General features: G+C 60.1%; 15 protein-coding genes. All 15 read right to left on the bottom strand.

What is annotated here, in order from left to right:
• Positions 1 to 142: 142 nt before the first annotated feature.
• The 15 genes from DNK59_RS28270 to rfbF all read right to left on the bottom strand — a co-directional run bounded on the left by DNK59_RS28270 (position 143) and on the right by rfbF (position 19,558).
• Positions 143 to 1,069, bottom strand: coding sequence for a ketoacyl-ACP synthase III (locus tag DNK59_RS28270; protein ID WP_110725321.1), 927 nt, complete (start codon positions 1,067 to 1,069; stop codon positions 143 to 145).
• Positions 1,070 to 1,403: 334 nt separating this feature from the next.
• Positions 1,404 to 2,459, bottom strand: a complete 1,056-nt coding sequence (locus DNK59_RS28265; RefSeq protein ID WP_110725320.1) for an NAD(P)-dependent oxidoreductase — start codon at positions 2,457 to 2,459, stop codon at positions 1,404 to 1,406.
• A gap of 109 nt (positions 2,460 to 2,568) precedes the next feature.
• Entirely contained in the window at positions 2,569 to 6,063 is a 3,495-nt protein-coding gene (locus tag DNK59_RS28260; protein WP_110725319.1) for a glycosyltransferase, read from the bottom strand.
• 81 nt (positions 6,064 to 6,144) lie between these two features.
• On the bottom strand, positions 6,145 to 7,443 hold the full coding sequence (locus DNK59_RS28255) for a hypothetical protein (RefSeq protein ID WP_110725318.1): 1,299 nt from the start codon (positions 7,441 to 7,443) through the stop codon (positions 6,145 to 6,147).
• A gap of 28 nt (positions 7,444 to 7,471) precedes the next feature.
• On the bottom strand, positions 7,472 to 8,305 hold the full coding sequence (locus tag DNK59_RS28250) for an SDR family oxidoreductase (protein ID WP_110725317.1): 834 nt from the start codon (positions 8,303 to 8,305) through the stop codon (positions 7,472 to 7,474).
• Positions 8,302 to 9,054 (bottom strand): SDR family NAD(P)-dependent oxidoreductase, encoded by a 753-nt coding sequence (locus DNK59_RS28245; protein WP_110725316.1) that lies wholly within the window; start codon positions 9,052 to 9,054, stop codon positions 8,302 to 8,304. Before DNK59_RS28245 ends, DNK59_RS28250 begins: the two co-directional genes overlap by 4 nt.
• Complete coding sequence (locus tag DNK59_RS28240; protein ID WP_256596730.1) at positions 9,044 to 9,877, bottom strand: sugar phosphate isomerase/epimerase; 834 nt, start codon at positions 9,875 to 9,877, stop codon at positions 9,044 to 9,046. The genes DNK59_RS28245 and DNK59_RS28240 overlap by 11 nt, the downstream gene beginning before the upstream one ends.
• On the bottom strand, positions 9,877 to 10,620 hold the full coding sequence (locus DNK59_RS28235) for an SDR family NAD(P)-dependent oxidoreductase (RefSeq protein ID WP_110725315.1): 744 nt from the start codon (positions 10,618 to 10,620) through the stop codon (positions 9,877 to 9,879). The genes DNK59_RS28240 and DNK59_RS28235 overlap by 1 nt, the downstream gene beginning before the upstream one ends.
• A gap of 2 nt (positions 10,621 to 10,622) precedes the next feature.
• Positions 10,623 to 12,425, bottom strand: coding sequence for a thiamine pyrophosphate-binding protein (locus tag DNK59_RS28230; RefSeq protein WP_256596729.1), 1,803 nt, complete (start codon positions 12,423 to 12,425; stop codon positions 10,623 to 10,625).
• Between the two features lie 35 nt (positions 12,426 to 12,460).
• Positions 12,461 to 14,362 (bottom strand): N-acetylneuraminate synthase family protein, encoded by a 1,902-nt coding sequence (locus DNK59_RS28225; RefSeq protein WP_110725313.1) that lies wholly within the window; start codon positions 14,360 to 14,362, stop codon positions 12,461 to 12,463.
• Positions 14,359 to 15,726, bottom strand: a complete 1,368-nt coding sequence (locus DNK59_RS28220; protein WP_110725312.1) for a CBS domain-containing protein — start codon at positions 15,724 to 15,726, stop codon at positions 14,359 to 14,361. The genes DNK59_RS28225 and DNK59_RS28220 overlap by 4 nt, the downstream gene beginning before the upstream one ends.
• Positions 15,723 to 16,418 carry a sugar phosphate nucleotidyltransferase gene (locus tag DNK59_RS28215; protein ID WP_110725311.1) on the bottom strand — a complete coding sequence of 232 codons (696 nt, stop codon included), beginning with the start codon at positions 16,416 to 16,418 and terminating at the stop codon, positions 15,723 to 15,725. The genes DNK59_RS28220 and DNK59_RS28215 overlap by 4 nt, the downstream gene beginning before the upstream one ends.
• Positions 16,418 to 17,740 (bottom strand): lipopolysaccharide biosynthesis protein RfbH, encoded by a 1,323-nt coding sequence (rfbH, locus tag DNK59_RS28210; protein WP_110725310.1) that lies wholly within the window; start codon positions 17,738 to 17,740, stop codon positions 16,418 to 16,420. The genes DNK59_RS28215 and rfbH overlap by 1 nt, the downstream gene beginning before the upstream one ends.
• Positions 17,733 to 18,806, bottom strand: coding sequence for a CDP-glucose 4,6-dehydratase (rfbG, locus tag DNK59_RS28205; RefSeq protein ID WP_110725309.1), 1,074 nt, complete (start codon positions 18,804 to 18,806; stop codon positions 17,733 to 17,735). The genes rfbH and rfbG overlap by 8 nt, the downstream gene beginning before the upstream one ends.
• Positions 18,788 to 19,558 (bottom strand): glucose-1-phosphate cytidylyltransferase, encoded by a 771-nt coding sequence (gene rfbF / locus DNK59_RS28200; RefSeq protein WP_110725308.1) that lies wholly within the window; start codon positions 19,556 to 19,558, stop codon positions 18,788 to 18,790. Before rfbF ends, rfbG begins: the two co-directional genes overlap by 19 nt.
• Between the last annotated feature and the right edge of the window lie 125 nt (positions 19,559 to 19,683).

Below are 19,683 nucleotides of genomic sequence, written 5' to 3'. Positions count from 1 at the left end.
AGCAGACGGCCACCCCTAATAAAACAAGGGTTTAAACAACAAAAAGCGATAAAAATGGCGCCAGAAAATCCGCCACCCAAAAAAAGGGACAAAAAAAACGCCGCCGGCATGACCGGCAGCGCTTCTACATAAGCCCGAAGCGTCAGTCGCGATGGATGATCGCCGAGCCCCAGGACAAACCAACACCAAAGCCGCTAAGGGCCACACGCTTCCAGGTGGAAGGCAGGACATGCCGCTCCAGCAGCAGCGGAATGCTAGAAGAAACGGTATTGCCAGTCTCGACCATGTCCTTGATGAACTTCTCCGGCTCGCCCTCGAAGCGCCGGGCCACCGCGTCGACAATCGCCGCGCTGCCTTGGTGGATGCAGAACGCGTCGATCTGGCTTTCCTCCAACCCCGACTCTTCGAGCAGCTCATGCAGGTGCGCCGGCACCTTCAGCAAGGCGAAATTGAAGACCTGCCGGCCGTTCATGAAGAACACCCCGTCGCTGACCTTCAGGTGCGGCGCCCCGGAACCGTCGGTGCCGAACTTGGCCTTACCCAATTGCCAGGGCGCGTCGTCGGCCATCCAGGTGACGGTGGCTGCATCGCCGAACAGCATCGTGGTATTGCGGTCTTCGGGATCGACAATCTTAGAGTAAGGGTCGGCGGTCACCAACAGGCCGTTTTTCAGGCCCGCAGCCTCCATGAAGCCTTTCATGGCGTACAGGCCGTAAACGTACCCGGAACAGCCCAGGGAAATATCGAAAGCGGCCACATGGGTCGGCAGGCCCAGCTTGTCCTGAACAATTGCGGCAGTGTGGGGCAAGCCTTCTTCATCACCGTTCTGGGTCACGACAATCAGTGCGTCGATGGAGTCGCGCTTGAGCTGCGGATTATTGGCGAACAAGGCATTCACCGCTTCCACACAAAGGTCAGAAGTTTCCTGCGCAGCCTCTTTGCGCGGCAGGAATGCCGAACCGATCTTGCCCAGGATGAACTCTTCATCCTTGGCGAATTTGGCACCCTGAGCGTAGTTATCCACACCGGCAGTCGGCACGTAACTCGCTATGCTTTTTATGCCAATCATCATGGCTTCCCGATCATAAACTGCGACTAGGTTCACCCCGAAAGCTCAGGGCGCATCAAAATAGTTGATTTCCGGTGCGGACTTAGCGCCCGTACTCAAGAACACAATACAGTGAAGATGCACTTTATGACCTATGCGTCACGCCGTTAAGCCCACGAATACGATTTTTCATAGAGGTAGCGCCTCCGACTCAGTCTGGCAACCGGATAGCGCACCCTTTCCAAAAAGCCTGAATCAGTCAAGATTCGGTCGCGCCGGATTTGATCTTGCAGGGCACAGCCGCTTGTGGAAGCCCCCTCCTGATCTGTTGTCGTGACCGGGTGATCGATACAGCTCAGCAGCTCAGCGGGCGGTCGAGGTTCCAGTCCACCATGCTATCAATAGACTCATCCAACGAAGTCCAGACATCCAGGCCCAATGCTCGTGCCTTCTGGATATCGGGCACGTAGTAAGAAGCCACAGAACTACCCTCCCCTGCCTTCGGCATGATAATGGGTGTTTGCGGCGCTACCCGAGCCACAACTCTGTGGGCCAGTTCGGCGATGCTGAGCCCCTGGTCAGACCCCACATTGTAGGCATGTCCGCTCTGCCCTCGTATCAGCAGCGTCAACAGCCATGCCGCCAGATCGGCACCGTGCAGATAGCTGCGCACAGACAGGCCGGTCGACTGCATCACCAGCGCTTCCTGACCGATGGCATCCCTGATGAAGTTACCGATTGCAAAATGTGCGTTCAAAGGAAGCCCTGGCCCCGAGAAGGCAAAGCAGCGTGTCAGGATGCATTCCAACCCATGCCGATCCGCATAAAGCGCCGCCAACGTTTCCTGGGCTCGCTTGGCTTCGGCATAAGCGCTGCTGCCCAGAAGGCTGTTGCATGCAGACATATGGGTTTCTGGAACAGGCTGCGAAGAGCTGATCGCGCCGTACTGTGCTCCAGTTCCGGTGAACAGAACACGCTTGGCCCCCGTCCTCACGGCCAGATCAAGTACGTTGCGCGCCCCCTGCAAAATCGTATCGAAGATACGCAACGGGTCGGCGTGAGCCCCCGCCAAGGTATCGGTGGCAGCATGAATGACCATGTCGATCGGTCGAAGTTCTGGCACCCGAGGCAGCGCCTGAACATCACCTTGCAACCAGGTTATCCAGCCACACTGACGGTATTGCGGATGCTCGCCGAGAAACCGCTCAGGCGACCGGGACACCGCGGTGACCTCGATGGCCGCGCCTTCCCTGTTCAAAAAGGCAATCAGCGCCAGCAGCCATTTACCAAAAAAACCCGTGCTCCCGGTAATCAGCAAATGCTTACCGCGCAACTCTCGGCTGGCATCCAGGTGCTTGCTGATACGTTGCAGATCGCGCAGCACCACCTGGGAATCCAACGTTAGCTTCATGCTTTGTACACCCCTGCCGGCCTGAAGGCGGGCATCATATTAAAGAAGATCGATCCGCCAGGCTGTTATGCCACAACAGCCTGCAATGGGTTCACGGAGAGGGCGCGAATCAAGCCGGCAGCCAGATATCGCGCCAGGCTTTCAGGTGCACACCGTCAAGCATCCATCGGCTGCGAACGCACTGTTGCAGCGTGTCGCCCAGACGTTGCGCTGCATCCAGATCCGCCATATGGGAGCGAATCGCGTCCATCCAGGGAACCGCCCCATCCTTGACTAGAGTCACCGGCAAATCACCGCGATGAGGCTCGAGGTCGCTGCCGATCACCGGGATGCCTAACGCACCGAACTCCAACAACCGCTCGTGACTGCGGCAACGGTTCAACAAGGTGTTTTGCAAGGGAGCCAGGGCAAAATCGAGATTCAGCGAAGCCAGCCTCGCCGCATATCCCACGTCAACGTCCGTATGGACCTCATGGACAAAAGCACGCAGGTGAGTCGGACAATGACCGATCAGCACCCAATGAACGTCATTGGCCAAGGTTTTTATGACATCGGCAATCAGCTCAAGGTCATCTGGCCGCCCCCCGCGTGCCGACAGACCTACACGAGGCTTGTCGCCAGCCTGGCGTTTGCTGCTCAAGCCAATCCAGGGGTGTGGATCGAGACGAGTCTTGAGGATCTGCACATCGGGATTGAAGCCGTCGAAAACCTCGGCAAGCATGTCGGAGGAAACCACCAGGCGATCCATGAAACCCAGGCCCTGTCGCAAGGCATCCAGTACCTGCGGGCCATGGTTTTCCTTATTGAACCCGGGCATAGGCGTATCGGGCAGATAGCGATCCAGCTCATAAACCTTGAAAGCCTGGGAGAAAACCTTCATCCGGCGCATGGCCTCTATCTGCATGCCATCAACGGGCCGTTGAAGCACAACGCTGTCCGGGGCGAACCGTGCCAACTCAGCTACCGACATCAAGTCACGAACAACAGCGCCGTCGATCAACCCCTCGTTACGCAAGGCCGTGAACGGTTGAATGAGCCTCGACTGCCCATCGACGGCGCTTTTCGCAGAATGCGCCAGAATTTTTGGTACAGATACTCCAGCGATCGAGAGCGGCAACGCCCATGCGCTATCAGCGAGCTTGAAAGCGCTGCCGGCGGCCAGGGATAGGTTCTTGTTGTAGGCCGGATCGTGAGCCAGGACCGCCAGCCAGCGCTGGTACATCAGGTCGTCTTGGTCGGCACTGCTCGGGGACACCTGCGTATCGCCGATAAACAGCCTGACCCTCGGCGTCCAAACGTTCATGTAGCCGGCTTGAGAAAGCTTCAGGCAAAGGTCCGCGGACGCCCAGGACGACATCGCCTCATCGAAGCCGCCCGCCGCAATGAATAGTTCTCGACGCACCATCAAGCACTGCTCAGCCACGACGGAACAATCTTGATCGACCTGCAAACGCTGCATGTAACCAGGCTCATCGGGCCCATTCAGGAAGGGATCGCCCACCGCCGCACCCAACCCCAGCAACAAACCGGCATGACGGATCCTGCCATCGCCGCCAAGCAGCTTGGCCCCCACGCACCCAACTTCAGGACGCATGGCGTGATTGAGCAATTGCTGCAGCCAGTCCTTGCCGACCACACCGATGGTGGAGTCGAGGAACAACAGATAATCGCCACTGGCTTGGTTGCACGCATGATTACGAATCACAATCGGCGACGCGTCAGCCTCGTACCTCAATACCTGCAACTGGGCAACGCCCAACTGCTCGATCCCGGACAGCCAGTCCACCATCGCCGAGTCTTGGTTGCCGCGGTCCAGCAGCAAGACTTCGAAATGACTGTACGTCGTATTTTCCAACAAGCTGTCCATGCACAGTTGCGCCTGCGGGAGCTGGCCGTCGACCAGAATCACAATGCTGACGCGCGGCGTTTGCGCATGGCCGTAATCAATCTGGTAATGGCCAGGCTGAGGGGCGTTCACTTGAGGATGGTCATAGCCACGCTGCTGCAGGTGTTGCACGATGACCCCGCGCTCCTCGGCCAGATCCTGGAGAGGCACAGCGTCGCTGATCAGCAACGGCTCACTGATATGCCCAAGCCCCTCGACACCGCCGGATTCGATCAAGCGCAAAATGAACTGAAGCTCGAAGGCTTCCTGACAATCATCGGCAAAACCGCCCATCTCTTGCCACGTATCACGCCGCAGCAGCCAATGCCGGGAAAAACCTGCGGGGTAGCTGAGCAAGAGATCCAGGTTGAAATCAGGTCGAAGTGCCGCTTCGAAGCTGTTGTGGCCGACCCGGACGACTTCATCCGCGTAAACAGCGCGGTATTCGCCCATTTGCGCCAACTGCAACGAGGTCATCAACAAGCCGGCAGCAGTGAACTCCTCCCCCGCGCGAACCACGACCAACCAATCGCACGCGCTTTCGCGGACGATCTGGTTAATCGCCTCTACGCAATTGTCGCCTGGATTGAGGCCATGAGCGCCCGAACGCCCTGGGCTGGCGCTGGACACGATCAGCGGAACGGTCGAAACCCCGCCGCCCGCGCAGGCCGCCAGACTGTTCAGCGTTCGGGCTAGCAAATCGTTACGGCCCTGAAGATCAAGAACGACCACACCGATGTTCGGGACATGACCTTGCGCAATAACGGGGGCCGCCTGCAGTTGCCGGGCCATCTGGTCTCGCGCCTCGAGTCGCTTGGCAACGCCTCGTTCAAGCTTGGCCTTTCTGGAGGTCGAAGCGGCGTTCTGCGTCGTCTCGATAAACAGATCGAGCGCCTGCCAGAAAGTGACTTCCTGCCTCTCCAGGCTTTCCCTCAATAAGGGCAACGTTTGCCGGGCCCGCTCGATTTCCTGGGGCGAGGTTCCCCAGGCCACCCCATAATTTCCAGTCTCTTCGGAGGAGAAATTCAACGGTGCACCTTTACCCGGAATGACCACGCCTATACACCCACAGAGTGCAGCCTCCGCCGAAAGGGCCGTCGTCGCCGAGGAGTAAAAGAACTCGCTGGTCTGGAAGATCTCCACCAACCCTTCCCAGGTATCAGGGTAACTACCGGTTATTTCCACCGCGTCGGCAGGCAGGCTGTCCTTATCAATCCCCGACCCCGTGCGCCCCTGGTAGTAGCAGATCTTGCCCGGTATGCGTCGGGTCGGATCCTCGGGCAACTTGAAGACACTCAGGTCGATAGGCTGAAGAAACATTACGTGCTCTTCAGGCATGCCGGGTAATAACAGCCCCTTGGTGAAGGCAAACATGATGTCGTCTTCGCCGTAGTCCTTGCCTCCAGCGAGGAACCCGGGCGTATTCAATAGATACCGGACCACGACGTCACCGCCCAGCGGATTGCCACTGGTGACTTCCGGGTAAACGACAATCGGCTCAAGACCCTGCTGTTTATGCAAGGCAATCACTTGATTCGTCAGCGGCGGTGTCATCAACTCCGGATTCAGAACGTTCGCCCCAATAAACGCTTCATACCCGGAGCGATTCAACACATCGCAGAGCATGTGCATGACCCGGATACCCGCGGAATTTCGTCGGTAGTCTGGCGCAAGAAGATAATAGGGATTTGGCCGTGGAGCATATAACGAACGAATCATGGACACACCCAATGCTGGATATTGCGAAAAAACGGTCTTCAAAAAACGCAACGCCCAAACGGATCCGGGCGTTCCACTACATCAATAGAAGTACAGGGTAATGTCGTGAAGAATGTCTGCGTAGTGCCGAATCCCTACGCGATAATCCGGCCTAATCGCCGTAACCGTATCGATCAACTTCCAGAAGTCATCTGCCCGGTGATAAGCACAGACGGCCAGTACCGGCTTTTCACGCCGAATAACCGCCGTCGCGCCAAACAGCGCCCTCTCTTCCATCCCCTCGATGTCCAGCTTGAACAGCCCGACCTTGCCTGGCACCAACTGCTCCAGCGGCACGCCCTGGATATAAGACGTTATGTTGCCGGGAATCGGCCCGGTCACTTCGCCCGCCAGGTTGCACGACAGCACCGGATCGTACTCGAAACGGCTGTAGTCACTGTCCAGGCCCATGTTGAACAGCAGCACGTGAGGCCGATCCGAAAAACGCCTCAGGGCCGCGTAGTAGGGAGCCATCTCCGGCTCGAACAGGTAAGCGCGTTCAACCGGACCGAAATGACGCTCCAGCGACGCCAGGGTGTCGCCATTGAAGGCACCGGCGTCGACAAAGTGCCGCGCTTGCTCGGCACTGACAAAAGCGCTGTCGAAGTACTCGTCGGCGAAAGGAGACTTGTGGGCATCGGCCGGCTCGATCGACAGCGACATACGCATCTCGATCAGCCCATTGAATGCCTGCCTGGATTGCTCATCGCCCAGGCGCAGGAAGGCCGACAGGTAGCGCAAGGGGCCAGCTAGGGTGTCATGGGGCAGGTTGGCGAACGTAGGCTCCGGGCCATGCGCCGAGTCCGTCGCGTACAGAAACTCATGGAAGTTCACAACTCGAGCGCAACGATCCTTGATTTGCCGAATGATCTCATTGCTGTAACGGCCGCTGGCGACCACCACCACCGCGTCGGACAGGTCGATGGACATCGGGTGGAACACTTCGATGCCGTCCAGGCGTTGCCCAGCCTTCGCCGGATCGTTGTCCAGCAAGCCAGCCACAGTAATCCCCACGCGTCGCGCGTCGTTGACGATCGACTGGCCGATCCGGTGGGCGCCGAATACATGGATACCCTTGCTCATCGCGGCCAGTAGGCCGCGCTTGTGCTCGGCCAGGCGGGCCACCTCGTCATGGCCTTCCAGCAGTCGATGCAGCGCGGGAAACTCCGGCAACCGCTCCAGCACCGCCAGGTCTTCCAGCCCACGCAGCAAAACCGCGTCGACGGCCTCCGACAGGGGCGCCTGACTCAGGCGCACGGGGACCGACACCCCAGAGGACAGCAGCACCGTCTGGGTGCGGCCGGCCACCCATTGGCTTGTCGATTGCAATTCAAAATTCATCAGCGTCTCCAGCATGAGAGTGGGGGCGTCACCAGGTGCTGCGCCCACCGTCGACAATAAGGTTGGCACCATTCATGTAACTTGATGCATCGGAACAGAGGAACGCCAGCGCACCGCGGTACTCATCGACTTGGGCCATACGCCCCATGGGAATCAGCTGGCTCAGCTTGCCCAGGAAAACATCGTTCTGCCCGGCGTATACCCCGCCCGGCGACAAGGCGTTGCAGCGCACGCCCTGATCGCACCAGTATGTGGCCAGGTATTTGGTCAGCCCGATCAGGCCATGCTTGACCACCGAATAAGTCACCGGCTTGACTGGCTGCTCGTCTGCGGCCTTGCCCTCGACCCGGTACAGCCGCTGATCGGGGGCGATGACACCCAGGTCCGAGGCGATATTGATGATTACGCCAACGCCCTGCTCGGCCATGTGCGCACCGAAGACCTTGGCGCAATTGAAGGCACCGCCAAGGCCGACGTCGAGATCCTGGCGCCACTGCTCCCAGGGGAAATGCTCCAACCGCGAGAACTCCTTGCCATCGTTGCCTTCGACCTTGGGGTTGCGCGCGGCATTGTTGATCAGGATGTCGACCCGGCCATGCTGCTTCAGCACAGTGGCGCAGGCGGCGCCCACACTGTCGGCATCGGTGATGTCGACCGTCAGGCACAGCGCCTCGAAGCCTAGTTCGTCGTGCAACCGCGCACGATTGTTCGCCAGGGCCTCGGGGTTGATATCCAACAGCACCGGAATGCCGCCAAGATCGGCGACCGTTGCGGCATGCTGGTAACCCAGCATGCCGCCGCCACCGGTTATGACCGCAACCCGGCCACTCAGGTCGAACAGGTTGGACGTTGCGTTTTTCATGATCTGAGTTGTCCTCCGTCGACCACGTACGTAGCCCCGGTAATGAACGCTGCCAGCGGCGACGCCAGATAGGCTGCCAACCGTGCAACGTCGCCAGGCGTCCCTAGGCACCCCAGGGCCACATCCCTGGCCAGCATTGACTCGACCGCCCCGCGGTCCTGCTTGAGCTTGCGGTCCCAGACCGACCCCTCGAACAGAATGTTGCCCGGAGCGATGCTGTTGATCCGCACGCCCTGGCGCCCGAATGCCCGCGCGCCATTGCGCACATAGCTTTCCAGGGCAGCCTTGGCGGCGGCGTATGGCACGGGGCAGCCAAGCGCCTCGATACCGCAGATGGAAGAGATGCAGATGACGTTACCCTTGCTGGCCACCAATGCATCGGTGGCCGCCCATACGGAGTTGGTCGTCGAATGCAGGTTGATGTCCAGCACGCGCTGCCATTCGCTCGGGTGCTCCTGGCCGGGCGGCACGGAAGCGCCGCTGCCGACATTACACACCAGGATGTCGAGCCGACCGTGAACGGCCATGACTTCGGCAATCAGTGCCTGGCAGGCCGCCGGCTCGCTCACGTCGGCAAGCACTGATTGCGCGCCAGGCAACTGGGCCTGTGCCGCACGCAGGCGCTCAGGGTCACGGCCATTGAGTACCACCTGGCAGCCCTCTTCGGCCAGTTGGCCGGCAATGGCCAGCCCGATGCCCGAAGAGGAACCGGTGACCAGAGCCACCTTGCCGCCAAGTTCAAGATTCATGGGCGTTCCACCAAACCTGGGTCATGTCGCGGTAGCGAGCGATAGCCCCCGCATGGTCGCCGTCGTCGGCACGCGCGGTCTGCAAGATAAAATGGCCGGTATAGCCGGTCTTGTGCAGAGCCGCGAACACCTGAGCGAAGTCGGCGTTGCCGGTCCCCAGGGGCACGGTAGTGCCAGCCAGAACCCGATCTTTGACATGCACATTGTCGATCCGCGCCCCATAAGCGGCGATTTCTTCTGTTGCGCAATAGCCCAAGGCGGCGCTGTTGCCGATGTCGTAGTTGATACCGAAGGCATCGGCGGGAAAACGGGCGATGAAACGCGCCAGGCGCTCGGCGCAGAAATCGGACTCGAACACGATCTTCAAACCGCCCTCGACCAAACGCTCGCGCAGCGGCAGCAGGCCTTCGAGCAAGGCCGCTTCCTCTTCGGGGCTGGTCAGCGAACCGTTATCGACCAGCGGGATCAGCACATAGACGATGCCTACACTCTGGGCGGCATCCAGAATCGCCTCCAGGTCCTGTAACAGGCTGGCACGCTCCGCGCCCTGGGCTTTGTAGAAAGGGGCCTGCATAAAGCAATCGCCGGTCAGCGAAAGGACGCGCACCCCATGGGCCTGGCTCAGCTGGTTGATGCGCTGACGCCCGGCCTCCGTCATCAGCGGGTTTTCGTACAACCGCTCCTGATCCAAGGTCCACTCCATCAAGCGCACGCCGAGGCCTTGCGCGACCTCGAACTCCGAGGCCCAGTCGTCCCAGGGAAACGCCTGGATCTTTCCATCCACCCGCTCGCACAGGCGACCTTGCATAAAGCCGATTTCCATCACAACCCCTTGGCCGACCAGCCGCCGTCGACATGCAGATCGGTACCCGTGACATAGCTACTGGCGGGCGAAGCGAGAAACACCGCCGCGCCTGCCAGTTCCTCGACCCTGCCCCAACGCCCGAGCATCGTGCGACCGGCGCGGGCCGCGTTCAGCTCCGGATCGCTGTAGCTACCGTGCGTCATCGCCGTATGCACATAGCCCGGTACGATGTTGTTCACCCGGATGCCCTGGCCGCCCAGGTCCAGCGCCAATGCGCGAGTCATTGCCGCCAGCCCGCCCTTGGACGCGACATAACCGGGGTTGCCTGGAAAACCCAGCCCGGCGCCAATGCTGGTGACATTGATAATCGACCCACGCCCGTTGCGCTGCATATGAGGCACGGCCGCAAGGCAGCAGGCATAGGCCGCCGTCAGGTTCAATTCCAGGGTGCTCTGGAAGCTGACCATCGGATCGTCGTCGTTGCCCGGCAAGGTGATACCCGCAGCATTCACCAGGATGTCGAAACGACCATGACTCTCGGCGATTTCGGCCAGCAGAGCCTTCACTTCGACGGCCTCGCGTGCGTCGCACTGGCGATACTGGAAGGCACCAGGCGCCTCCATCTCAGCCGAGCGGCCAATGCCATAGACGATGGCACCGGCCTCGCCCAGGCCATTGGCGATGGCCGCACCGATCCCGCGAGATGCTCCAGTCACTAGGGCGATCTGACCATTGAGCCGGAAGCTATCGAGTACATTCATGTTCATTTTCCTTGCGCGTCCAGCGGCCAGTTCAGGGCGAACTCTTCACGCGAAAGGAAGGGATACAGATCCTCCAGGGCACCCGATTCGGGCTTGCCCTGGGCGTTGATACGAGTCATCACCCGCGGGATGCGCGGCTCTTCAACCTGGACCATCACCTCACAGACCACAGGGCCTTCGCGGTCGAGCACTTCGCGCAGGCGAGCGTCGAGGTCGGTGTGCCCCTCGATCAAGGCATAACCCACGCCATAGGCCTCGGCCAGCTGGCGCAAGTTCGGCAACTGCAGGCCGCTTTCGGCGTCGGCCCCCACCAGCAGCTTGAAATGTGCGCTCTGCGAGGTGCGAATGGACGCGTAGCCCTGATTGTTGACCACAAAGCATTTGACCGGCAGGCGCTGCGCGGCCAGGGTCGCCAGCTCCTGCACGTTCATTTGCAGGCCGCCATCGCCTTCCACGCAGATCGTCTGCCGACGGCCAGAGGCCAGGCAAGCGCCGATGGCCGATGGCACACCGAAGCCCATGGAACCAGTCCCGCGGTTATGGAAGCAGCGCTGGTGTTTCTTCATCCGCAGGCTCAGCAGGAACAGCTCTGCGGCGAACCCCGAACTGCAAGGCGCGATCACATCGCCCTCGCCGAGCAACTCGGACAATCGATCGGTGAAGTAGTACATGCTCACACCTTGGCTGTCGTCGGCATGCTCGGGCTGCAGCAGCGGAGAACGTCGGCGCCAATCGGCGATCTGCGCGAGCCACGCCGAATAGTCCGGTAGAGGCTCGGCGGCGACACCTGCGACCAATGCCTCGATGAACGGCTTGACGTCCGCCACCACCGGCACCTCGATCGGCATCTGCAGCTTGGCGATTTCCGCCGCGTCGATGTCGACCACTACTTTCTTGGCGAAGGGGGCGAAATGCGCATGGTTGTATGCGGTCAACGCCATGTCCAGGCGTGAGCCCAGCACAATCAGCAAGTCGCAATTCTGCAGAGTGAAGTTGGCCCAGCGCGGCGCGATCGAACCCGGGCGTCCGCCGTAGAGCGGGTGCTCGTCCTCAATCACATCCATGGCCAGCCACGTCGGCATGATCGGCACGCCTGCGCTTTCGACCAGCGCATTGAAGGCGTCGATTGCCCCGGCCATGCGAATACCGCTACCGGCGATGATGCCTGGACGCTTGGCGGTCTTGAGCAGTTCCAGGGTACGGGCGACTGCCGCGCTGATGTCAGGCGCCGCGACGGGCGCGGGCAGTGTTGCCCGACGCAACGCCTGGGGATCGACTTGCGCGGCTTGCACGTCAAGGGGAACATCCAGCCAGACCGGACCGCGACGACCATTGAACGCGGCGTATTCCAGCTCGTCGAAAACCTCGGCGACCGCTTCGGGATCGGTGAGCGTCACCGCCCGCTTGGTAATCGAGGAGACCATGGACACAATATCGGCCTCCTGCACGCCCAGCATGCGCAAGCCAGTGCCGGCCTTCAGGTCGGCGGTTTTGACTTGCCCGGAAATGAAGAACACCGGGGTGGAGTCCAGCCACGCGCCAAGGGTGGCCGTGACAGCGTTGGTCGCGCCCGGGCCGCAGGTCGTCATGCAGGCACTCGCGCCACCGGTCAATTTGCCTGCGGCCTCGGCGGCGATTCCGCACGCCTGCTCCTGAAGGCAAAGGATCGGCTCCAGGTCGGGGTGACGCCCCAGCGCGTCATTCAAATGCATGGCGCCACCGCCTGGCAGGAAGAACACCTGCTTGATGCCCAACTCCGCCAGCCGATTCATGATGTAATCAGCTACGCGCATTGTGTTACTCATCGTTGAAACTCCATCCCGTTCGCGGAGCACTCGGCTCAATTCAATGTGTTGAGAAACTCCAGCGCCGACCAGAAACCGGCGCCATGATCCTTATGCCCCTGCCAGACCTCAGGGATGAAACTCACGGTTGGATACCCCTTGATCTGGGCCCAGGTCGCCGGCCAGTCCACATCGCCGGTGCCCATGATCACGCCCTCGCCATTGGCCCCTTTGGCATCGGCCACGTGCAGGTGCGCCGAATGCGGCAGCAACAGCGCCAGCGCGGCCTGGAAGTCCAGGCCGAAGTGGAAGCAGGTCATCTGCAAATGCGACAGGTCAAGGCACAGGCGCAGGCCAAGGGCCTTGGCCTGCTCAGCCAGCTCGTCGGGCATCATGAAAATGTTCTGGTGGCGCTGTCCGCCAAAGTGCCAAGGGAACGGCGCCATGTTCTGCGGAATCAGTTCGGTGCGACCGAAGTCCACCTGAGCACAGGATTCCTGGAAACGCCGGTACAGTTCGGTCCGATGAGCAATGGGAAACGGCTCGTCTGCGGAAAACCCGCCGATATTGGCAACGATCAGCAGCGAGTCGGCATTGGGGAAGTACTCGGCAATCTGCAAGGTGGCATCCACTACCCGCTGCAGATTGACGATCGAGCGCTGACGGTATTCCAAGTCATCGGCCACTAGGTCCAGCAGTTCACTATTCTCGAACAGCTCCGGAGCATGCACCACCAGGCGCGAGCACTCCACCTGACGCAAGTGCGCCTGTGGAGCCACGCTCAAGTCGCGGTAGGACAGGTGGAACTCGAACAGGTCCGGCTTGATCCACTGCTCATACTGCAGGAAGTCGTGATAACGAACCGGCACGCCCCAGAGGATGGGCATGGCGAACTCCCGGCGCACTTCGGCCTGCTCGGTGAGATCGCTGTCGAACAAAAAGTCGCCCTGGGCAATGCCCCGCCCGGCTTGCCTGCCCAGCAGGTCGCTCAGCCGATATGGCGCCAGACCCTGCCCCGGGCTGGCTACCCGCAACATGTCCTGGGTGAAGGTTTCCCCGAGGGCGATAGCCCGTGCAGCGATCACGCTCTTGCCGAGGTTCTCGCGATTGAGCAACTCACCCTGGCTGGCATGGCGGCCTGGACCGGTCCATGGCAACGCCTTCTCCAGTTGCCGGATCCCCTCCACCAATTGACGGAACTCCTGAGGTTCCAGACTGGCCAGATGATCCGGACCTTCCATGCCACGATCAAGGGTGATGTGCCGCTCGATCAGCTTGGCCCCCAAGGCGACTGCAGCAATGCTGATGGCTGTGCCGCGCTCATGGCCGGAATAGCCGATCAACCCGTGCAACTCGCGCAGACGCGCCAGGTAGCCGAGTTGGATATCGCTCTCAGGTGCCGGATAGGTACTGTTGCAATGCAGCAAGGCGAAGGGCACGCCCAAGCCACGTAACTGCACGATTGCGCGCTCGATCTCATGCTCCAGAGACATCCCGGTGGAGAGGATCAGCGGCTTGCCCAGAGTCGCGGCCTTAGCGATCAGGTACGGATTGCACAGATCGGCGGAAGCGATCTTCAACGCCGGGACATCGAAACCGGCCAACACATCGACACTGGGTTCGTCCCATGGGGTGCAGATGTAACTGATGCCCTTTTCCGCGCAGTAGGCGCGGATCTGCCGATGCTCGTCGACATTCAGCTCGACCTTATCCAGCAAGTCCTGGATGTACTCCACCCCCAGATCCTCGGCTCTCGAACCGTCGGCCTTGCGCCGGTACAACGCCTCGCGATTACGCAACTGGAACTTCACACAATCGGCGCCGGCCTCGATGGAGGCATCCACCAGTTGTCTGGCCAGTGCCAGGGAACCGTTGTGGTTGTTGCCAACTTCGGCAATCACAAAGGTCCGGTCGCCACCGATGACCACACCATCGATGCTGAAAACTTGCTCATTCATTGAATTTTGGTCCGCCAGGAAGTGACACCGTTGGATTCGAATCGGAAATCAGTGGTGCGACAGCCCAGCTCGCGGACCTTTTCGACCACCGCATACCGATGCTGGGGCTGTACATAGAACAGGAAGAACCCACCGCCTCCGGCCCCTAGTAGCTTCCCACCCAAGGCCCCGGCGCTCAGGGCGCATTCATAGATCTGATCCAGGACGCCATCACTGACGGCCCGGGAAAATTGTCGCTTGAGCATCCAGCCCTGGTGCAGGCTGCGGCCGAACTCCAGCAACTCCCCGCGGATCAGGTGGTGATGCATTTGCCGGCACAGTGATACGCTCTCGGTCAGCAACTCCGCTTGTGCCTGCTTGCTTTCCATTTCTTCACGCTGCTGTACATGCAGCTTGCCGGAGTCGTGGGAAATCCGCGTATCACAGAGCACCAGGCACTCTTCAAGCTCGTTGCAGATCGAATCGTCAAGGCGAATCGGGTGCACCAGGTTACGCCCCTCCTTGAACTCGATCAGGTTGAAACCGCCAAAGGCAGAGGCGTACTGATCCTGCCAGCCACCGGCGATCCCAAAGCACAGGCGCTCGGACTGGAAGGCCAGTTCGGCAACTTCATAGGTGCTCCAGCGATCGCGGCGCAGCTCGTTGAAGGCAGCGATCACTGCCGTCGCCACTGCCGAAGACCCCCCCAGACCCGAGCCCACTGGAAAGTCGGAACGCACATGCAAGTCCAAGCCATAACTGGGCTTGATTACCGACACGATGGTTGCCAGCAACCCCTTGCCGGCATGGGCCTGCAACGCGTCCACCGACTCGTATTGTTCTTCGGTACCCAGATCTTCGGAGAAAATCCGGATGACCTCATCCGTACGCGGAATCAGGGTAGCGTGGGAGTAAAGACCCACCGTACAGCTGAGCACCGCCGCCGGGTTTTCCACAAAGTAGTAAGTGAGGTCCGAGCCGCCACCACTGAAGCTCATACGCACCGGGGCTCGCGCCCTGGCCAGCACCGGCACTTCCTGGTTGGCGGCCAGCAACGCCGGAGTGACCACGTCCACCAGCAACCCCTGGGCATCCACCACTGGGATTGCGTTGTAGCTGAGGTCGAAGATCTTGAGCATTTCCTCCCGAGCAGCCCCCACCTTTACCGACCGGTATTGAGTGTTCATGCACTCGGTGACCGGCACGGTAGTGGCGCCTCCCTGTAACAGATAACGGCGCAAGTCACCGTTTGTCAGCACGCCAACCAGGCGGTCGCCGTTGTCGACCACAAAGACAATCTGCAAGCCCCCCGATTCGATGCACTCAACTGCCTCGAGGATGGTCTGGTGGGTATAGATCGTCTGGGTTTTAACCAATTGGCTCATGGTTTCCCGACCTCTTGCGCACGGGACTTGAAAGCGCTCAAAGCATCGGGTGTTCCAATATCGATGAACGGTCCGCTGTAATGGATCACTTGCAACCGTTGCCGGTCGATCAGCCCTGGCAGGATCAACTGCTCCATGGAACAGGCCTGGCGCTCGAACTCATTCAGGGCGTTTGCGGAGAATCCATACACACCGGCATTCACCAGGCCCGGTCCGGACGTGCCCTTCTCATTCAGGGCCAACAGACGCAGATCCTGCGAGCAGGCGAGACTGCCATAGCGCGTGCGGTCCTCGACCATCACCCCAAGCACGCAGTCCGCTGGCGAACCAAGGGCCAAGCGGTAGGCCTGCTGATCAAGGTACGTATCGGCGTTGATCACCAGATAGCGTCCCTCAGCCCGCACCTCGTGTAGCGCATGCAATATTGCGCCCCCCGTACCCATGGGTTGCTCTTCGACCACCAACCGCAACTTCAGACCACTCTGAGCTGCGAGAGCAGGCAACAGCTCGTCCAACTGATCGGCACGGTAATGGGCGCACAACACGGCTTCGCTGAGCCCGGCCAGCTTCAACTGTTGCAATACCAGCTCCAGGAATGGCCGGCCGTGTATATCAACCACGGCCTTTTGCGAACCTTGCAGTACGCTGCTCAGACGTGTACCAAAGCCGCCACAGAGGATATAGGCACGCATCAGCGATCCAGCCCGAAGAAGTGTTCGAGGCAGCGTGCCGTGTGGGCCAGATGTTCCTCGCCCAGACCTGGCCAAACGCCAATCCAGAAAGTGTCGTTCATGACCTTGTCGGTCACGGTCAGCTCACCGCTGACGCGAAAGTTGCGTCCGACCATGTAGGGTTGGCGCACCAGGTTACCGGCGAACAGCAATCGCGTGCCGACGTTCTGGCTATCCAGATATTGCAACAGCTCGACCCGCTTGATCCCACAGCCATCGCGTAAGGTCAGTGGAAAGCCGAACCAGGACGGATCGCTCTCTGCGGTGGCCTCAGGCAGGATCAGGAAGTCGGTGCAGTTGGCCAGACGTTCGCGCAACCACTGGAAATTGCGTTTGCGCGCCAGGGTGAAATCATCCACTCGATCCATCTGTGCCAAGGCGCAGGCAGCCTGCATATCAGTGATCTTGAGGTTGTAGCCCAGGTGCGAATAGGTGTACTTGTGGTCGTAGCCCTCTGGCAACTCCCCCATCTGCTTGCAGAAGCGCTGCTTGCACGTGTTGTCCTGGCCAGGCGCGCAATAGCAATCACGCCCCCAATCGCGGAAGGACTCCATGATCCGCTTGAGCAGCGGATTGTTGGTGAACACCGCCCCGCCCTCGCCCATGGTGATATGGTGCGCCGGGTAGAAGCTCAGGGTTCCGATATCACCAAAGGTACCCACCAACTGCCCTTTGTAGGTGGAACCCAGGGCATCGCAGCAGTCTTCGATCAGCCATAGCTTGTATTTGTCGCAAAGGGCCCGGACCACACTCAGGTCGTAGGGATTACCCAACGTGTGGGCGAGCATGATGGCCTTGGTCTTGGGACCGATAGCCGCCTCGATCTTGGCTGGATCGATGTTGTAGGTAGCCAGTTCGACATCGACGAACACCGGCACCGCACCGAATTGCAGGATCGGGTTGACTGTGGTGGGGAAGCCCGCTGCGACCCCGATCACTTCGTCACCCGGTTTTATCGCGCGCTCGCCCAGGCGCGGCGAAGTCAACGCCGAAAAGGCCAGCAGGTTCGCCGACGAGCCCGAGTTGGTGGTCAATACGCAACGCCGACCGAGGTACTTGGCCAAACGTTTCTCAAAGGCATCATTGAAGCGCCCGGTGGTCAGCCAGCCATCCAGTACCGCTTCGGTCATCGACTGCAACTCGCCGGCACCGATCACCTTGCCCGCAGGCGGTACGGCGCTCTGGCCAGCCACAAACACTTGTGGAGCCATCTGCAACTGCGCATAACGCCCAACCAACTCGACAATTTGTTGGCGTAACTGCTGCGAAGTACTTTCACTCATGGGTATCGCCTTGATAGTCCGCAATCTGCTTGCGGGTAAAGGTGTGCATGTCTTCGCCATGTTGCCAGGCGAGGTTCCAGGCCAGGGCCTGCTCCAATGTGGTTGCCAGAGACCAGCGCGGAGTCCAGCCCAGCTCCGTCTGCGCCTTGTCCGAGTCCAGCGCCAGCTGGTTGGCTTCATGGGGCTGAGCATCCTGTTCGACAGTCCAGCGCACAGGTCCGGGCCACAACTCGGCGAGCTGGCTGACAATGTTCTGGACCGTGGCCACATTGTTGCTGTCAGGAGCAAAATTCCAGGCACCGGCATACTTCTCGCCGTTTTCGAACAAAGCCTTGGCCAGCATCAAATAACCCATCAGTGGTTCAAGAACGTGCTGCCAGGGACTAGTGGCCTGGGGATAGCGCAGGACCACCTCTTCGTTGTGCTGCCAAGCACGAAAAGTGTCCGGCACCAGACGTTCCGACGACCAGTCGCCACCGCCCACGACATTGCCCGCTCGGGCCGTGGCCAGGGCCGCTCCCGAGGCCTGCTGGAAGGCATCGCGATAACAGGCGCAGAGCAGTTCCACGCAGGCCTTGCTATTGCTGTAGGGATCGAAGCCGCCAAGGGCGTCGTACTCACGATAGGGCAGCACCCATTCGCGGTTCTCGTAGCACTTGCCAGTGGTGACCACCACCACCGCGCGCACTCCGGGACACTGGCGTACCGCTTCCAACAGGTTGACTGTGCCCATGACGTTGATGGCGTAGGTGTCCACCGGAGTATGGTAGGACTCACGGACCAGAGGTTGCTCCGCCAGGTGAAACACCACGTCCGGTGCAAAAGCCTGTACCGCCCGGGTGACGAATGCCAAATCGCGGTTATCTGCCAGGTCGCCAGCGATCAGGCGATCCAGCCCCGCTTCCTGCGATAGCGATGGATTGGTCGCTGCGGGCAAGGCATAACCCTGCACCTGCGCACCCAACTCACGCAACCAAAGCGCCAGCCAGCCGCCCTTGAAGCCTGTATGCCCGGTAAGGAAGACCTTCTTACCCGACCAGAACCCTTTCAACTCCAAAGCTTCCATTCAGCCTGTCCACTGCTCCAGCGCTCTTCCAGCAGAACTTGGTCGCGCAGGGTATCAATCGGCTGCCAGAAACCACGATGCAGATAGCTCATCAACTGCCCCTCTCGGGCCAGGCTGCGCATAGGTTCGTATTCCCAAGTGGTGGAATAGTCTTCGATGTAATCAAGCGCACCCGGCTCCAGCACGAAGAATCCACCATTGATCCCTCCCCCATTAGCCTGAGGCTTTTCCTGAAAACCACGTACGCAGGAGCCTTCCAGATCCATGGCGCCGAAGCGGCCAGGAGGCTGGACAGTGGTCACAGTGGCAAGCTTGCCGTGCTGGCGGTGGAAGGCGATCGACTCAGGAATATTCACGTTCGAAACGGCATCGCCATAGGTGAGGCAGAAGCTCTCCCCCCCCAGATAGTCGCGTACACGCTTCAAGCGACCGCCAGTACCGGTGGCTTCTGCAGTGTCTACGAGGGTCACACGCCAGGGCTCCGCATGATGCTGGTGTATATGCATACTGTTTTCCGCCATGTCGAAGGTCACATCCGACATGTGCAGGAAGTAGTTGGCGAAGTACTCCTTGATGATGTAGCCCTTGTTACCCAGGCAGATCACAAAGTCGTTGATGCCGTAGTGAGAGTAGATTTTCATGATGTGCCAGATGATTGGCTTGCCGCCAACCTCGATCATCGGCTTGGGCTTGAGGTGTGATTCCTCACTGATGCGAGCTCCCCCTCCCCCCGCCAGAATTACCGCCTTCATGTGCATCTCTCAAATGTGAACAGCATCGTCTTCAATGGCCTGCTAGCCCCTCAACCTGTACGCCAATAATTCGGCGTCTGTGCGATTAACCGGCGGCGCAGACACTGGAAAGCAATATTGGTGCC

The sequence above is a fragment of the Pseudomonas sp. TKO26 genome (assembly GCF_003225665.1).
Classification (GTDB): Bacteria; Pseudomonadota; Gammaproteobacteria; order Pseudomonadales; family Pseudomonadaceae; genus Aquipseudomonas; species Aquipseudomonas saponiphila.
The sequence above is the reverse complement of the archived record's forward strand: the minus strand, read 5'-3'. Positions and strand labels throughout refer to the sequence as shown.

What these genes read in the sequence shown, in the direction of transcription:
- DNK59_RS28270 (WP_110725321.1), bottom strand. Translation starts at nt 1,069, where the DNA reads ATGATTGGCATAAAAAGCATAGCGAGTTACGTGCCGACTGCCGGTGTG.
- DNK59_RS28265 (WP_110725320.1), bottom strand. Translation starts at nt 2,459, where the DNA reads ATGAAGCTAACGTTGGATTCCCAGGTGGTGCTGCGCGATCTGCAACGT.
- DNK59_RS28260 (WP_110725319.1), bottom strand. Translation starts at nt 6,063, where the DNA reads ATGATTCGTTCGTTATATGCTCCACGGCCAAATCCCTATTATCTTCTT.
- DNK59_RS28255 (WP_110725318.1), bottom strand. Translation starts at nt 7,443, where the DNA reads ATGAATTTTGAATTGCAATCGACAAGCCAATGGGTGGCCGGCCGCACC.
- DNK59_RS28250 (WP_110725317.1), bottom strand. Translation starts at nt 8,305, where the DNA reads ATGAAAAACGCAACGTCCAACCTGTTCGACCTGAGTGGCCGGGTTGCG.
- DNK59_RS28245 (WP_110725316.1), bottom strand. Translation starts at nt 9,054, where the DNA reads ATGAATCTTGAACTTGGCGGCAAGGTGGCTCTGGTCACCGGTTCCTCT.
- DNK59_RS28240 (WP_256596730.1), bottom strand. Translation starts at nt 9,877, where the DNA reads ATGGAAATCGGCTTTATGCAAGGTCGCCTGTGCGAGCGGGTGGATGGA.
- DNK59_RS28235 (WP_110725315.1), bottom strand. Translation starts at nt 10,620, where the DNA reads ATGAATGTACTCGATAGCTTCCGGCTCAATGGTCAGATCGCCCTAGTG.
- DNK59_RS28230 (WP_256596729.1), bottom strand. Translation starts at nt 12,425, where the DNA reads ATGAGTAACACAATGCGCGTAGCTGATTACATCATGAATCGGCTGGCG.
- DNK59_RS28225 (WP_110725313.1), bottom strand. Translation starts at nt 14,362, where the DNA reads ATGAATGAGCAAGTTTTCAGCATCGATGGTGTGGTCATCGGTGGCGAC.
- DNK59_RS28220 (WP_110725312.1), bottom strand. Translation starts at nt 15,726, where the DNA reads ATGAGCCAATTGGTTAAAACCCAGACGATCTATACCCACCAGACCATC.
- DNK59_RS28215 (WP_110725311.1), bottom strand. Translation starts at nt 16,418, where the DNA reads ATGCGTGCCTATATCCTCTGTGGCGGCTTTGGTACACGTCTGAGCAGC.
- rfbH (WP_110725310.1), bottom strand. Translation starts at nt 17,740, where the DNA reads ATGAGTGAAAGTACTTCGCAGCAGTTACGCCAACAAATTGTCGAGTTG.
- rfbG (WP_110725309.1), bottom strand. Translation starts at nt 18,806, where the DNA reads ATGGAAGCTTTGGAGTTGAAAGGGTTCTGGTCGGGTAAGAAGGTCTTC.
- rfbF (WP_110725308.1), bottom strand. Translation starts at nt 19,558, where the DNA reads ATGAAGGCGGTAATTCTGGCGGGGGGAGGGGGAGCTCGCATCAGTGAG.